Origin of the sequence: Micromonospora aurantiaca ATCC 27029, assembly GCF_000145235.1 — a bacterium.
Classification (GTDB): domain Bacteria; phylum Actinomycetota; class Actinomycetes; order Mycobacteriales; family Micromonosporaceae; genus Micromonospora; species Micromonospora aurantiaca.
Genome location: NC_014391.1, coordinates 5,463,521 through 5,477,535, shown reverse-complemented (window position 1 = coordinate 5,477,535; position 14,015 = coordinate 5,463,521). Strand labels below are relative to the sequence as shown.

At 72.4% G+C, this 14,015-nt stretch carries 15 protein-coding genes; 11 read left to right on the top strand and 4 right to left on the bottom strand.

The features are described from left to right. Window positions 1-156: 156 nt before the first annotated feature. From MICAU_RS24220 to MICAU_RS24200, 5 genes are all read left to right on the top strand, one after another. Window positions 157-444 carry a GlsB/YeaQ/YmgE family stress response membrane protein gene (locus MICAU_RS24220; RefSeq protein ID WP_013287984.1) on the top strand — a complete coding sequence of 96 codons (288 nt, stop codon included), beginning with the start codon at window positions 157-159 and terminating at the stop codon, window positions 442-444. A 253-nt stretch (window positions 445-697) separates the two neighbouring features. Continuing rightward, window positions 698-982, top strand: a complete 285-nt coding sequence (locus MICAU_RS24215) for a GlsB/YeaQ/YmgE family stress response membrane protein (protein WP_013287983.1) — start codon at window positions 698-700, stop codon at window positions 980-982. A gap of 223 nt (window positions 983-1,205) precedes the next feature. Further along, window positions 1,206-2,498: a sugar ABC transporter substrate-binding protein gene (locus MICAU_RS24210; protein ID WP_013287982.1), complete on the top strand. Its 1,293-nt coding sequence runs from the start codon at window positions 1,206-1,208 to the stop codon at window positions 2,496-2,498. Further along, entirely contained in the window at window positions 2,495-3,481 is a 987-nt protein-coding gene (locus MICAU_RS24205) for a carbohydrate ABC transporter permease (protein ID WP_013287981.1), read from the top strand. The genes MICAU_RS24210 and MICAU_RS24205 overlap by 4 nt, the downstream gene beginning before the upstream one ends. Then, the gene (locus MICAU_RS24200) at window positions 3,478-4,311 is read left to right on the top strand and encodes a carbohydrate ABC transporter permease (RefSeq protein WP_013287980.1); all 834 of its coding nucleotides are present in this window, start codon (window positions 3,478-3,480) and stop codon (window positions 4,309-4,311) included. The genes MICAU_RS24205 and MICAU_RS24200 overlap by 4 nt, the downstream gene beginning before the upstream one ends. A 13-nt stretch (window positions 4,312-4,324) precedes the next feature. Here the strand turns inward: MICAU_RS24200 and MICAU_RS24195 are convergent, their stop codons facing one another. Further along, complete coding sequence (locus MICAU_RS24195; RefSeq protein WP_174361735.1) at window positions 4,325-5,185, bottom strand: hypothetical protein; 861 nt, start codon at window positions 5,183-5,185, stop codon at window positions 4,325-4,327. A 113-nt stretch (window positions 5,186-5,298) separates the two neighbouring features. Further along, on the bottom strand, window positions 5,299-6,084 hold the full coding sequence (locus MICAU_RS24190; protein WP_013287978.1) for an enoyl-CoA hydratase-related protein: 786 nt from the start codon (window positions 6,082-6,084) through the stop codon (window positions 5,299-5,301). 19 nt (window positions 6,085-6,103) lie between these two features. Between MICAU_RS24190 and hemW the strand changes: the two genes are divergently transcribed. After that, on the top strand, window positions 6,104-7,327 hold the full coding sequence (gene hemW / locus MICAU_RS24185; RefSeq protein WP_174361734.1) for a radical SAM family heme chaperone HemW: 1,224 nt from the start codon (window positions 6,104-6,106) through the stop codon (window positions 7,325-7,327). A 39-nt stretch (window positions 7,328-7,366) separates the two neighbouring features. Here hemW and MICAU_RS33235 read toward each other — a convergent pair whose 3' ends face one another. After that, window positions 7,367-7,687 (bottom strand): DUF4870 domain-containing protein, encoded by a 321-nt coding sequence (locus MICAU_RS33235; protein WP_013287976.1) that lies wholly within the window; start codon window positions 7,685-7,687, stop codon window positions 7,367-7,369. Window positions 7,688-8,209: 522 nt separating this feature from the next. On the opposite strand from MICAU_RS33235, the gene hrcA reads away from it, so the two are divergent. The 3 genes from hrcA to MICAU_RS24165 all read left to right on the top strand — a co-directional run bounded on the left by hrcA (window position 8,210) and on the right by MICAU_RS24165 (window position 11,187). Further along, window positions 8,210-9,232, top strand: coding sequence for a heat-inducible transcriptional repressor HrcA (gene hrcA, locus MICAU_RS24175; RefSeq protein ID WP_013287975.1), 1,023 nt, complete (start codon window positions 8,210-8,212; stop codon window positions 9,230-9,232). 73 nt (window positions 9,233-9,305) lie between these two features. After that, on the top strand, window positions 9,306-10,451 hold the full coding sequence (gene dnaJ, locus MICAU_RS24170) for a molecular chaperone DnaJ (RefSeq protein ID WP_030274641.1): 1,146 nt from the start codon (window positions 9,306-9,308) through the stop codon (window positions 10,449-10,451). 1 nt (window position 10,452) lies between these two features. Next, window positions 10,453-11,187, top strand: a complete 735-nt coding sequence (locus MICAU_RS24165; protein ID WP_013287973.1) for a 16S rRNA (uracil(1498)-N(3))-methyltransferase — start codon at window positions 10,453-10,455, stop codon at window positions 11,185-11,187. Between the two features lie 125 nt (window positions 11,188-11,312). On the opposite strand, the gene MICAU_RS24160 is transcribed toward MICAU_RS24165, so the two are convergent. Next, the gene (locus MICAU_RS24160) at window positions 11,313-12,074 is read right to left on the bottom strand and encodes an SDR family NAD(P)-dependent oxidoreductase (RefSeq protein WP_013287972.1); all 762 of its coding nucleotides are present in this window, start codon (window positions 12,072-12,074) and stop codon (window positions 11,313-11,315) included. A gap of 93 nt (window positions 12,075-12,167) precedes the next feature. On the opposite strand from MICAU_RS24160, the gene MICAU_RS24155 reads away from it, so the two are divergent. Together MICAU_RS24155 and MICAU_RS24150 are read left to right on the top strand one after the other, a co-directional pair. Beyond that, the gene (locus tag MICAU_RS24155; protein ID WP_013287971.1) at window positions 12,168-12,512 is read left to right on the top strand and encodes a histidine triad nucleotide-binding protein; all 345 of its coding nucleotides are present in this window, start codon (window positions 12,168-12,170) and stop codon (window positions 12,510-12,512) included. After that, window positions 12,509-13,885, top strand: coding sequence for a serine hydrolase domain-containing protein (locus MICAU_RS24150; protein ID WP_013287970.1), 1,377 nt, complete (start codon window positions 12,509-12,511; stop codon window positions 13,883-13,885). The genes MICAU_RS24155 and MICAU_RS24150 overlap by 4 nt, the downstream gene beginning before the upstream one ends. Window positions 13,886-14,015 lie beyond the last annotated feature (130 nt).

Here is a 14,015-nt window from a genome sequence, read left to right as displayed (position 1 = left end):
AATTTTCAGCTGCTGGCAGCGCTCCCACCTGCGGGTTCGTCCCGGCCGGGGGAGCGGCGGCCGATGCCGCCGGTTTCGGTTTTCGATGCGTCGGGCACTTAGCGGGCACGACAGCAAACGCACAGAACGTGCGAAATCGCTTTAGGAGGACCGACCGTGGAGTTCACCGTCTGGGGCATCATCACCGCGCTCGTCGTGGGTCTGATCGTCGGCGCGCTGGGCCGGCTGGTCGTGCCGGGCCGGCAGAACATGCCGATGTGGCTGCACATGGTGATCGGTGTCGGCGCGGCGCTGCTGGGCACCGTCCTGGCCCGCGCGCTCGGCATCGCCACGCAGACCGCCGGCATCGACTGGGCCGAGCTGGCCGTGCAGGTCGTGCTCGCCGCCATCGCTGTGGCCCTGGTGGCCGGCGTCGGCCGTCGCCGCAGCGTCTCGCGTTACTGATCGACGCACCACGCGCCTCGACGGGCGCCCGGCCTCACCGGCCGGGCGCCCGTCGGCGTATTCGAGGCATTGAACCCCGTCGGTGTGCCGGGACCGCCCGCCGCGCCGGGTTTCGGGGAGAAGCAGCAGGTCAGGGTACGTCTGCACAATTCGTCATCGGAGTCGGTTTGGATTTCCGGGCGGTCGGGAACTTAGCGATCACGACAGTGAACACACAAAAACGTGTGACCGGATCTTAAGGAGGAGGGCGACCATGGAGCTCACCGTTTGGGGCATCATCACCGCGCTGGTCGTTGGTCTGATCGTCGGCGCGCTGGGCCGGCTGGTCGTGCCGGGCCGTCAGAACATGCCGATCTGGCTGCACATGCTGATCGGTGTCGGCGCCGCGCTTCTGGGCACGATCGTGGCCCGGGCCTCCGGCTTCGCCGAGACCGCCGGTATCGACTGGCGCGAGCTGATGCTGCAGGTGCTCTTCGCCGCGATCGGCGTGGCCCTGGTGGCCGGCGTCGGCCGTCGCCGCGGCGTCTCGCGCTACTGACCCCGCACCACGCGCCTCGACGGGCGCCCGGCCTCACCGGCCGGGCGCCCGTCGGCGTATGTGAGCCCTGAACTGCCCGGACGGCATCGATGTCGGCCGGGCCTCCGGCTGCGATACGGTCGCCTGTGCCCTCCGTCACGAACACCCCCTGTTGTAAAGGAAATTTTCCTACTAAGGTGCGGCGGAGAAGGTTAGTGCCAAACGGCCCTGAGGGAGATATGGCGTGAACAGGTGGAAGCGGCTGGCTCCGGTCACCGCCATCGTGGCGTCGGCCGCGTTGGTGCTGACCGCATGCGGTGGCTCCGGCGACGACGACAAGGCCGCCGACAACAGCAAGCTCACTGTGTGGATGATGGGTGAGGGCGGCGACGCCCAGACCAAGTTCCTCGACAGCGTCGAGGCGGAGTTCAAGAAGAAGCACCCCGAGACCGACGTCGTGGTGCAGTACATCCCCTGGCTCGAGGCGCCGAAGAAGTTCCAGGCCGCGCTCGCCGGCGGGGAGGGCCCGGACGTCACCGAGCTGGGCAACACCGAGACCCAGGGCTGGGCCGCGCAGGAGGCCCTGGCCGACGTCTCGGACAAGTTCAACGGCTGGTCCGAGGGCAAGGACATCCTGCCCGACCTGGTCAAGAACGCCCAGCTCGACGGCAAGCAGTACGGCGTGCCGTGGTACGCCGGCGTGCGCGCCGTCTACTACCGCACCGACTGGTTCGCCGAGGCGGGCGTGAAGACGCCGACGAACTGGGACGAGATGGTCGCCGCCGCGAAGGCCGTGCAGGCCAAGAAGCCGGGCACCTACGGCATCGCCCTGCCCGGCAACTCCGAGCTGCCGTTCTACTCCTTCCTCTGGGGTGCCGGCGGGGAGATCGCGACCAAGGAGGGTGACAGCTGGAAGTCCGGCTACAACACCCCCGAGGCGCAGAAGGCGGTCAAGTTCTGGACCGACCTGGTGACAGTGCACAAGGTCGCCCCGCCGGCCGCCGCCGGGTGGAACGAGGTCGACGCCCGTACCCAGTTCGCCACCGGCAAGGCCGCCATGGCGTTCGCCGGTAGCTGGCAGGGCGGCGCGATGAAGAAGGACAACCCCGACATCGAGAAGGTGTGGGGTACGTTCCCGATCCCCGGCCCGGACGGCAAGCCCGCCCCGGCGTTCGCCGGCGGCTCCGACATCGCCATCTGGAAGGACAGCGAGCGGCAGGCGCTGGCCTGGGACTACATGACCGTGCTGCTGAGCAAGCAGAAGGACAAGGAGTTCGCCAGCAGCCTCGGCTTCTTCCCGGTCTACCAGGATCTGGTGAGCAGCGGCGACTACGCCAGTGACAAGGTGATGGCCGCGTTCGCCACCGCCATCCAGAACACCAAGCTGACCCCGCTCACCCCGAAGTGGGTCGAGGTCAGCCGGACCAAGACGGTGACCCAGGCGATGAACAGCTCGGTCATCAAGGGCCAGAAGACGGTCGAGAAGGCCACCGCCGACGCGGCCACCGAGATGGAAAGCATCCTCAACGCCAAGTGACCACGCTGACCGAGGCCACCGGCGAGGCCGCCGCGCGGGAGACCCCCGCGCGGCGGCGCCGTCGCCGGGTGGACCACCTTCCGTACCTGCTCCTCCTGCCCTGCCTGGCGATCATCGCCGTGTTGCTGCTCTGGCCGCTCGGCCAGGTCGTGTGGATGTCCTTCCACAAGCTGGACAGCGTCCGGCAGTTGCGCGGCGACCGCGAGTGGCCGTGGGTCGGCCTGGCCAACTACGCGCAGATCCTCGGCGACCCGTTCTTCCGTACGGTGCTGCGCAACACGGTGCTGTTCGCGCTCGCCAACGTGGCGCTCACGATGATCCTCGGCACGCTGGTCGGGCTGCTGCTCAACCGCCTGGGCAAGAAGATGGCCACGTTCGTGGCGAGCTGCGTGATGCTCGCCTGGGCCACCCCGGCGCTGACCGGCACCATCGTCTGGAAGTGGATCTTCGACGACACGAGCGGCCTGGTCACCTGGCTGTTCAACAAGCTCCCGGACGGGCTCTCGACGGCGCTGTTCGGGCGCAGCGACTGGACCGGGTACGGCTGGTTCAACGACCCGCTGCTGTTCTTCGCCATCCTGACGCTCGTGGTGGTCTGGCACTCGTTCCCGTTCATCGCGGTGAGCGTCCTGGCCGGGCTCAAGAGCGTGCCGACGGAGTTGCAGGAGGCGGCCCGGGTCGACGGCGCCGGGCCGTGGAAGGTCTTCTGGTCGGTGACGTTCCCGGTCCTGCGGCCGGTCTTCGGCATCCTCGTGGTGCTCTCCACGATCTGGGACTTCAAGGTCTTCACCCAGCAGTTCGTGCTGGCCGGCGGCACCCAGGACCGGTCCACGTTCATGCTGTCGATCTACTCGTACGCGGAGGCGTTCTCACCACCGCCCAAGTACGGCCTCGGCTCGGCCATCGCGGTCATCCTCACCGTGATCCTGCTCGTGGTGACCGCCCTGTACGTCCGCATGGTGCTGCGGCAGGAGGACGAATGATGAAGAAGATCGCCCTCAACGGCGCGGGCCTGCTGGTCGCGCTCTTCGCCGCGTTCCCGGTCTACTGGATGGTGGCGACCTCGCTGAAGCCCAACCGGGAGATCTTCTCGTCCACCCCCCGGCCGGTGCCGGCGGAGCCGACGCTGGAGCACTACCGGGAGATCCTCACCGGCAACCTGATCCCGGGCGTCACGTTCGCCGACTTCTTCCTCAACAGCGCCCTCGTCGCGCTGGCGACGGTGCTGCTGAGCGGGCTGGTCGCGCTGCTCGCCGCGACCGCTGTGGCCCGGTTCCGGTTCAAGCTGCGCACCACGTTCCTGATCATGCTGCTGGTGGTGCAGATGATCCCGCTGGAGGCGCTGGTCATCCCGCTGTTCCTGATGATCCAGCGGCTCGGCCTCTACAACACGCTGCCCAGCCTGATCCTCACGTACCTCGGCTTCTCGCTGCCGTTCGCGGTCTGGATGCTGCGCGGCTTCGTCGCCGCGGTGCCGAAGGAACTGGAGGAGGCCGCCGCCATCGACGGCGCCAGCCGGGCCCAGACGTTCCGCAAGGTGCTGTTCCCGCTCGTCGCGCCCGGCCTGGTCGCCACCAGCATCTTCTCGTTCATCACCGCGTGGAACGAGCTGATCTTCGCGCTGACCTTCATCAACGACCAGCAGAAGTACACGCTGCCGGTGGCCATGACGTTCTTCTTCGGCCGGGACGACACCGCCTGGGGCTCGGTGATGGCGGCGTCCACGCTGTTCACCCTGCCGGTGATCGTCTTCTTCCTGCTGGTGCAGCGCCGGATGGTCTCCGGCCTCGTCGCGGGAGCCGTGAAGGGCTGACCCGGCGGGCCGGTCAGGCCGCGGCGAACACCTCGGCCCGCACCTCGGTGGCCGGGTCGCCCTTCACCCGGGCCCAGGAGCCCTGCGCGGCGGTCCACTCCAGGTTGCCGAAGCGGACCTTCTTCACGCCGTGATCGTCGGCGTGCGAGACCAGCCAGTGCGCGTACCGCCAGCCGTTGCGGTCGTCGCCCGCCGGCACGGTGAGCGCGGTCAGGTCCGTCGCAGTGGCCAGCCGGGGCAGCCCCCAGTCCAGCGACAGGCTCTCCAGCACGGCGTTGGCGGCAGCCGGCCCGCGCATCGTCGGCGGCGAGCTGACCGTGCAGGCCACCGCGCCGGTCGCGTGGCCGAGCAACGCGCGGGTGAGGACCTCCGACTCGTCCGCCCACTTCTGGTACGCCTCGGGGAACGCCGACCGCTGCACCCGCTGGGCGGCGTCGGTGATCCGCATCCGCTCCCAGCCCTTGACCTTCTTCAGCGCGGCGTAGAACTTGTTCGCCGCGTACCGCGGGTCCTGGATCTCCTCCGGGCTGCCCCAGCCCTGGCTCGGGCGCTGCTGGAACAGACCGAGCGAGTCGCGGTCGCCGTGGGCGATGTTGCGCAGGTGCGACTCCTGGTAGGCGGTCGCCAGCGCCACCACCACCGCCCGCTCGGGCATCCGGCGCTGCATCCCGATGGCCGCGATGGTGGCCGCGTTCGCCATCTGGTCGGCGCCGAGCACCACCTCGCCGTCGGCCTTCACGGTGCAGGTCCGGCTGGCCAGGGGGAGCCGCAGGTGCTCGCCGAACTGCTTGGTCACGACGTAGACCGCGAGCAGTGCCAGCACGCACACCGCCACCCCAGATGCCACGATCGCCGCTCGCGTCCGCACCCGCACCCCCTGTCCCGACAGTCCGACAAGCGTACGTCCCACCCGCCACGGCGGGTCTCGGCCGACCGGCGGGCCCCACCTCGGCCGCAATGGGGCTCCCGCGGGGCCCGCCGCGAACCTCAGTCTCCGGCGGGCACCCAGGCGGCGGGACGCTTCTCCCGGAACGCCATGACGCCCTCGCGTCCCTCGTCGGAGAGGAAGTACCCGGTCGACAGGGCGGCCAACTCGGCGATCTCGGCCCGCAGGTCGGGACCGGCGGGCCGGCGCAGCAGCTCCTTCGCCCCGGCCAGCGCCCCCGGGGCGCCCTTCACCAGCGAGGCGCAGTAGCGCTCGACGGCGGCGTCCAGCTCGTCGGCCGGCACCGCTGCGGTGACCAGGCCGATCTCGGCGGCGCGGCGGCCGTCGAACGTGTCGCCGGTCAGGTACAGCTCGGCGGCGGCCCGCTGGCCCAGCCGGGGCAGCACGGTCGCCGAGATCACCGCCGGGATCACGCCGATCCGCACCTCGGTGAACGCGAACGTCGCCTCCTGCGCGCAGACCGCCAGGTCGGCGGCGGCGATCAGGCCCAGCCCGCCGGCCCGGGCCGGCCCGGCCACCTTCGCCACCACCGGCTTCGGGCACTCCCGCACCGCCACCAGCACGTCGCCGAGCATCCCGGCGGGCACCGTGCCGCTGGCGTACGCGGCGGCTGTCTCCTTCAGGTCGGCGCCGGAGCAGAAGACCGGGCCGGTGTGGTCGAGCACGATCGCGCGTACCGCGTCGTCGGCGACCGCGTCGGCCAGCCCGGCCAGCAGCTGGGTCATCAGGGGCGTCGAGAGCGCGTTGCGATTGTGCGGGCTGTCCAGGGTGAGGGTGGTCACCCCACGGGCCGTGGCGACTCGCACGAGAGCGTCCGGAGAGGTCATGCCGGGCACACTAGTGGCCATGCCCGGCGTCCTTCCAGAAGGCGAACCCGTCCCGCGCGACGGATCGCTGCCCGCCACCGCCCGTCGCGCCGTCGGCGCGCGCGGCTTCGGCGTGTACGTCCACGTCCCGTTCTGCGCCAGCCGGTGCGGTTACTGCGACTTCAACACGTACACCGCCTCGGAGCTGGGCGGCGGGGCGAGCCGGGAGACGTACGCCGACTCGGTGCTGGCCGAACTGGCGCTGGCCGCCCGGGTGCTGGGCGACTCGCCGCCACCCCGGGTCGACACGGTCTTCGTCGGCGGCGGCACGCCCACCCTGCTGCCCGCCGACGACCTGGCCCGGATCCTCGACGGCATCGACCGCGTCTGGGGGCTGGCCGCCGACGCCGAGGTGACCACCGAGGCCAACCCCGAGTCGGTGAGCCCGGAGTCGCTCAAGACGCTGCGGGCCGCCGGGTACACCCGGATCTCGCTCGGCATGCAGTCCGCCGCGCCGGGGGTGCTCGCGGTGCTGGACCGGCGGCACAGCGCGGGCCGGGCCACCGCCGCCGCGCTGGAGGCGCGCGACGCCGGGTTCGAGCACGTGAACCTGGACCTGATCTACGGCACGCCGGGCGAGACCGCAGACGACTTCGCCGCCTCGCTGGCCCAGGTGGTCGACGCGGGCGTGGACCACGTCAGCGCGTACGCCCTGATCGTGGAGGACGGCACCCGGCTGGCCGCGCGGATGCGCCGCGGCGAGCTGCCGTACCCCTCCGACGACGTGGCGGCGGACCGCTACCTGGCTGCGGAGGCCGCGCTCGGCGAGGCCGGCTTCTCCTGGTACGAGGTGTCGAACTGGGCCCGGTCGGCGGCGGCGGCGTGCCGGCACAACCTGCTCTACTGGACCGGCGCCGACTGGTGGGGCCTGGGCCCGGGGGCGCACAGCCACGTCGGCGGCGTGCGGTGGTGGAACGTCAAGCACCCGAGCGCGTACGCGGCCCGGCTGGCCGAGGGCGCCTCGCCCGCGCTGGCCCGGGAGCAGCTCACCCCGGACGAGCAGCACATGGAGGACGTGATGCTGCGGGTGCGGCTCGCCTCCGGGCTGCCGCTGGACGTGCTGGACGAGCCCGGCCGGGCGGGCGCCGAGCGGGCCCGGGACGCCGGGCTGCTCGACGCCGGGGCGTACGCGCGAGGGCTTGTGGTGCTGACGCTGCGCGGCCGGCTGCTGGCCGACGCGGTGGTACGCGACCTGCTGCCGTGACCGGCACCGGCCGGCCGCCCCCTCGGCCGGCCGGCGGTGTCACTTGATGAAGTTGTAGGTCATCGGGTAGCGGTAGAGCACACCCTCGTTGGCCTTGACCCCGCCGATGATTCCGAAGATCAGCGGCACCAGCCAGACCAGCATCGGGACGAAGAACAGGATCCCGCAGGTGATGACCGTGATCACCCAGGCGAGCACGCTGGCGATGGTCCAGGTGATCTGGAAGTTCAGCGCCGCGACCGCGTGGGCGCGGACCGTCGGCGACTGCTGACCGCGGGTCATCATCGCGATCAGCGGGGCGACCCAGCCGAGCAGACCGCCGCCGACGATGACACCCGCGGCGCCACCGAAGTGCGCCACCAGGGCCCACGTCTTCTCGTCGTTGTTGGCGTACGCGGCGGGGCCGTACCCGCCACCGGCGGGGTAGCCGGCGCCGTAGCCGGGCGTGCCGCCCGGCGGAGGGTAACCACCGGGGGCGGGTAGCCGCCCGGAGGCGGATAGTCACCGGGCGGGGGATACCCGCCGGCGCCCGGCGCCCCGGACAGTGGAGCGGTGGGCGGTTCGCTGCCCGGCGACGAGCCGTAGGGCGCCGACGGGTCGGGCTGGGGGCCGGAGTCCCCTGCCCCTGGAGGGCGAGGAGGTTCTGTCATGGTCGCCACGGTAGGGGCACCGGTCAACTCGCACCAGAGCGACACAGACCGACGATGACCGGCTGTTCGGCCCTGGTGGGCGGCGCTGTGTGGTGGGCCGCACCGCAGGTCCGTCGGGCGATCATCGCGCCGGCGGGGGTGCCGACGTAGACTGGCACTCGCTACAGTCGAGTGCCAGCCGCCCGGCGGATGCCGCGTGCCGGCCCGGCCGAGGTGCGTCAGGAGGTGGGGAATGGGTCTCGACGACCGCAAACTCGCCGTGCTGCGCGCGATCGTCGAGGACTACGTCGCCACGCAGGAACCGGTCGGCAGCAAGGCCCTGGTCGAGCGGCACCAGCTCGGCGTCTCGCCGGCCACCGTGCGCAACGACATGGCGGTGCTGGAGGAGGAGGGCTACATCCGGCAGCCGCACACCAGTGCCGGCCGGGTGCCCACCGACCGCGGCTACCGCCTCTTCGTCGACCGGCTGTCCCGGGTCAAGCCGCTCAGCCCGGCCGAGCGCCGGGCGATCGAGCGCTTCCTGGTCGGCGCCGTCGACCTGGACGACGTGGTGCACCGCACGGTCCGGCTGCTCGCCCAGCTCACCCGGCAGGTGGCAGTGGTGCAGTACCCGAGCCTGGCCCGCTCCAAGGTGCGCCACCTGGAGCTGGTGCCGATCTCCACCACCCGGCTCATGGTCGTCATGATCGCCGACACCGGCCGGGTCGAGCAGCGGCTGGTCGAGCTGCCCGCCCCGGTGCCCGCCGACGACGTGACCGACCTGCGCCGGCTGGTGAACGAGAAGCTCGTCGGCAGCCAGCTCGCCGAGACGCCGCCGCTGGTGCAGGCGCTCGTCGAGGAGTCCGCGCCGCATCTGCGCCCGGCCATGACCACGCTCTCCACCGTGCTGCTGGAGACGCTCGTGGAACGGCACGAGGAGCGCCTCGCGCTGGCCGGACAGGCCAACCTCACCCGGGGCGGCCTGCTCGACTTCCAGGGCTCGCTGCGGCCCATCCTGGAAGCGCTCGAAGAAGAGGTCGTGCTGCTCAAGCTGATCGGTGAGACGGAGCCGAGCACCACCCGGGTGCTCATCGGCGACGAGAACGAATTCGACAACCTGCGGGCCGCCTCGGTGGTCAGCACCGGCTACGGACCGGGCAGCACGATCGTCGGTGGACTCGGCGTGCTCGGGCCGACCCGGATGGACTACCCCGGCAATATCGCCATGGTGAGGGCCGTGGCACGCTACGTGGGCGAACTGCTGGCCCAGAACTGACCAGTCAGGGCCGACGGCCGGTTCCGGCCGACGACCGGAGCGACGCGAGACGAACATGAGGACACCTAACGCAGTGGCCAGGGACTACTACGGCATTCTCGGCGTGAGCCGGGACGCCTCCGACGACGAGATCAAGCGCGCCTACCGCAAGCTGGCGCGGCAGTTCCACCCGGACGTCAATCCGGACCCGGAGGCCCAGGAGAAGTTCAAGGACATCAACGCCGCGTACGAGGTCCTCTCGGACGACCGGAAGCGGCAGATCGTCGACCTGGGTGGCGACCCGCTCGCCCCGGGCGGCGGCGGCATGGGCGGTCCCGGCGGCCCGGGCGGCGCCGGTCCGTTCGTCGGCTTCCAGGACATCATGGACGCGTTCTTCGGCGGCGCCGCGGGCGGCAGCCGGGGGCCGCGTCCGCGTACCCGCCCCGGTGCGGACGCGATCCTGCGCCTGGAGCTGGACCTCAACGAGACCGCGTTCGGCGTCGAGGCGCCGATCACCGTCGACACCGCCGTGCTCTGCACCACCTGCTCCGGCGCCGGCACCGCCGCCGGCACCCACCTGGCCACCTGCGAGGCGTGCGGCGGCCGGGGCGAGGTGCAGTCGGTGCAGCGGACGTTCCTCGGCCAGGTGGTCTCCGCCCGGCCGTGCACCGTCTGCCAGGGCTACGGCACCACCATCCCGCACCCCTGCCCGACCTGCGCCGGTGACGGCCGGGTGCGCACCCGCCGCTCACTCACCGTGAAGATCCCGGCCGGGGTCGAGGACGGCATGCGGATCCGCCTGGCCCAGCAGGGTGAGGTCGGGCCGGGTGGCGGCACCGCCGGTGACCTCTACGTCGAGATCCACGAGCGGCCGCACGACGTCTACTCCCGCAAGGGCGACGACCTGCACTGCCGGGTCACCGTGCCGATGACCGCGGCCGCGCTGGGCACCCGGCTGACCATCAAGACGCTGGACAGCGAGGAGACGGTCGACGTCAAGCCCGGCACCCAGCCCGGAAGCACGATGCGGCTGCGCGCCCGGGGCGTACCGCACCTGCGCGGCACCGGCCGGGGCGACCTCTACGTGCACCTGGACGTGCGTACCCCGACCAAGCTCGACGCCGACCAGGAGCGGATGCTGCGCGACTTCGCCAAGACCCGCGGCGAGGAGGTCGCCGAGCTGACCAAGCAGGGCGGCTTCTTCTCCCGGATGCGCGACGCCTTCAACGGGCACGCCTGAGGTGTCCGCCCCGCTGTTCCTGGTCGAGGCGCTGCCCACCGGTGACACGCTGACGCTGGACGGCCCGGAGGGCCACCACGCGGCCACCGTGCAGCGGCTGCGCGCCGGCGAGGAACTGGTGCTCGCCGACGGCCGGGGCGGCACCGCCGCCGCGGTGGTCACCGCCGTCGGCCGCGGCACGCTCGACCTGCGGGTCACCAGCCGGGGGTACGCGGACGCGCCGGTACCCCGGCTCGTCGTGGTGCAGGGCATCGCCAAGGGCGACCGGGGTGAACTCGCCGTGCAGGCGATGACCGAGGTCGGCGTGGACGAGATCGTGCCGTGGGCGGCGTCCCGCTCGGTGGCACAGTGGCGCGGCGACCGGGGCGGACGGGCCCGGCAGAAGTGGGTCGCGACCGCCCGGGAAGCGGCCAAGCAGGCCCGCCGCCCGTGGCTGCCGGTGGTGGCCGGCGCGCCCGACGAGTCCACCGCCTCGGTGGCCCGCCGGATCGCCGGTGCGGCCGGCGCGTTCGTGCTGCACGAGGGTGCCCACGACCGGCTGACCACAGTCGACCTGCCGGCCACCGGCGAGATCGTGCTGGTGGTGGGCCCGGAGGGCGGCATCGCCGACCACGAGCTGGCCGCGTTCGCCGACGCGGGCGCCCGTACGGTCCGCCTGGGCCCGTCGGTCCTGCGCACGTCCACGGCTGGCGTGGCAGCCCTGACGGTCCTGGCCACCCGCCTGACCCACTGGTAAACCCGCGCCCTCGTTCCCCGCCCGCGTTCTCCCGGCGCGCTGATCTTGCAGTTTCGGCCCGCCTTGCGCCCCTTTTTCGACGCTTTGTGGGGGCCGAAAGTGCAAGATCGCGGAGGGCGTGGGGGTCAGGAGCGGAGGTAGGAGGCGCCGTTCATGTCGATGATGGTGCCTGCGGCCCACTCGGCCTCGGGGCTCGCCAGCCAGTGCACCGCCGCCGCGATCTCCTCCGGCCGGGCCACCCGGTGGAACGGGGACTGGGCGCGTACCGCCTCGCCCCGCTCGCTCTTCAGGTGCTCGTTCGTCATGTCGGTCTCGACGAAGCCGGGCGCCACGCACGCCACAGCGATGCCGTACGGCGCCAGGGCCACCGCCAGCGACTGGGCCATCGCGTTCATCCCGGCCTTGCTGGCCCCGTAAGCCGGGTTGGCCGGCTCGCCCCGGAACGCGCCCCGGGACGAGACGTTCACGATCCGGCCCCCGCGTTCGCGCATGTGCTGCGCGGCGCACCAGGCGGCGTTCGCGGCGCCGACAAGGTTGGTGTCGAGCACCTCCCGCCAGCGCGCCCGCCACTGCTCGTAGCTGCTCTCGAAGACCGGGTGCGGGGGATCGGCCGGCCCGAACACCCCGGCGTTGTTCACGAGTACGTCGAGGCCGCAGAGCCGCTGGGCCGCCTCGTCCACCATGGTCCGTACCGCGTCGGCGTCGGCCAGGTCGGCGCGGACCACCACGTGCCCGTCACCCGGCAACTCGGCGCGCAGCCGCTCGGCCAGCTCGGCCGAGTCCCGGTGGTGGATCGCCACCCGGTCTCCACCTGCGGCGAACGCCCGCGCCACCGCCCGCCCGATGCCCCGCGAGGCCCCCGTCACCAGCACCGCCCGTCCCGACATGGCGGCCATCCTGCCGCACCGGGCCAGACTGTTAAAAAGGGCCCCGTCCCATACCGGAGGCGTTAAGCAGGGGCCCCTCCTTACACTGCTGCGATGGACTGCCTCTTCTGCCGGATCGTCGCCGGGGAGATTCCGGCCACCATCGTCCGCGAGACCCCCACCACCCTGGCCTTCCGGGACATCGACCCGAAGGCGCCCACCCACGTGCTGGTGATCCCGAAGGAGCACTACGCGGACGTGGCCACGCTGGCCCAGGGTGCGCCCGAGCTGGCCGGCGAGGTGCTCCAGACCGCCGCCGTGGTCGCCGAGGAGGAGGGCCTGACCGTGGACGGGTTCCGGCTGATGTTCAACACCGGCCCGTACGGCGGCCAGGAGGTCTTCCACGTGCACGCCCACCTGCTCGGCGGCGCGCCGCTCGGCCCGATGCTCTGCCGATGACCGACGTCTCCGACCGGCTCGGCCGGATGGTGCGCCAGGCGCAGGCCACCGGGCGGATCCCGGCGGTGTCGGCCGCCCTGCACCGGGCCGACCGGCCGCTATGGACCTGCGCCGTGGGCGACACCGGCAACGACACCCCGCTGGGGCCGGAGACGGTGTTCCGGATCGGCTCGGTCACCAAGACCTTCACCGCGGTGCTCGTCATGCAGTGCCGCGACGAGGGCCTGCTCGACCTGGACGACCCGATCGGGCGGCACCTGGACCTGCCCGCGCACGGCGACGCGACAGTACGCCGGCTGCTGTCGCACACCGCCGGCCTGCAACGCGAGCCGCACGGCGACGTGTGGGACAGCCTGCGCGCCCCGGCCGTCGACGAACTGCTGGCCGACCTGGCCCGGGTCGAGCGGGTGCTGCCCACCGGCCGGCGCTTCCACTACTCCAACCTCGGCCTGGCGCTGCTCGGCGAGGCGGTCGCCCGGCTGCGTGGCGGCACCTGGGCCGAGGTGCTGGCCGACCGGGTGCTCACCCCGCTCGGGCTGACCGCCACCGGCCCGTACCCGACCGAGCGGGCCGCGACCGGGTTCCTGGTCGACGCGTACTCCGACGAGGCCCACCCGGAACCACCCGCCGACTTCGGCGCGGTGGCCCCCGCCGCGCAGCTCTGGAGCACCGCGACGGACATGGCCCGCTGGGCCGCGTTCCTGGCCGACCCGGCGGCGGTGGACCCGGACGGCGCGGTGCTCGCCGCGACGACTGTCGAGGAGATGCGCTGGCCGCTCACGCCCACCGACGAGTCGGTCTGGTCGGCCGGCTTCGGGCTGGGGCTGATCCTGGTCCCGCAGGCGGACCGGGTGATCCACGTGGGTCACGACGGCGCGATGCCCGGATTCCTCGCCGCTGTCTACGGGCGGCGCGGCGGGCAGGGCACCGCCGGGGCGATGGGCGTCGCGGTGCTCGGCTCGTCCGGCACCGGCGTGGAGGTGTTCGACCTGTCACACCGGCTGCTCGCCGCCGCCGCCGAGCACGACCCGGCGGAGATCGAGCCGTGGCGTCCCGGCCCGCCCGCGCCGGACCACCTGCGCGGCGTGCCGGGCCGCTGGTGGGGCGAGGGCTTCGAGTACGTCTTCTCCTGGCACGACGGGACGCTGCGGGCACGTGGCGCGGACGACCCGGCCGGGAAGCCGCCGGCGGTGTTCGCGCCGCTGCCGGACCGGCCGGACGTGTTCCGCACGGTCTCCGGCCGCGAGGTGGGGGAGCTGCTGCGGCTGACCCGCGACGAACGGGGCGTGGTGGTCCGGATGCACTGGGCGACCTACCGTTTCACCCGCACCCAGGAGACCTTCGACGGGTACGACTTCCGCGCCGGCGACTGACCGCCGGCCACCGGAAATGGGCGCGGTGCGTACGGTGCCGACCCGATACGATGGAGGTAACCGAACGCCGCGCCGGCAGGGCCCGGCGCCCGAGAAGCGGAGAGCAGGTGGCGCAGGGCCCGACGGCCCG

Coding starts and splice junctions, on each gene's coding strand:
- MICAU_RS24190 (WP_013287978.1), bottom strand. CDS start 6,084: ATGACCTCTCCGGACGCTCTCGTGCGAGTCGCCACGGCCCGTGGGGTG.
- hrcA (WP_013287975.1), top strand. CDS start 8,210: ATGGGTCTCGACGACCGCAAACTCGCCGTGCTGCGCGCGATCGTCGAG.
- MICAU_RS24150 (WP_013287970.1), top strand. CDS start 12,509: ATGACCGACGTCTCCGACCGGCTCGGCCGGATGGTGCGCCAGGCGCAG.
- MICAU_RS24155 (WP_013287971.1), top strand. CDS start 12,168: ATGGACTGCCTCTTCTGCCGGATCGTCGCCGGGGAGATTCCGGCCACC.
- MICAU_RS24200 (WP_013287980.1), top strand. CDS start 3,478: ATGATGAAGAAGATCGCCCTCAACGGCGCGGGCCTGCTGGTCGCGCTC.
- MICAU_RS24160 (WP_013287972.1), bottom strand. CDS start 12,074: ATGTCGGGACGGGCGGTGCTGGTGACGGGGGCCTCGCGGGGCATCGGG.
- MICAU_RS24215 (WP_013287983.1), top strand. CDS start 698: ATGGAGCTCACCGTTTGGGGCATCATCACCGCGCTGGTCGTTGGTCTG.
- hemW (WP_174361734.1), top strand. CDS start 6,104: ATGCCCGGCGTCCTTCCAGAAGGCGAACCCGTCCCGCGCGACGGATCG.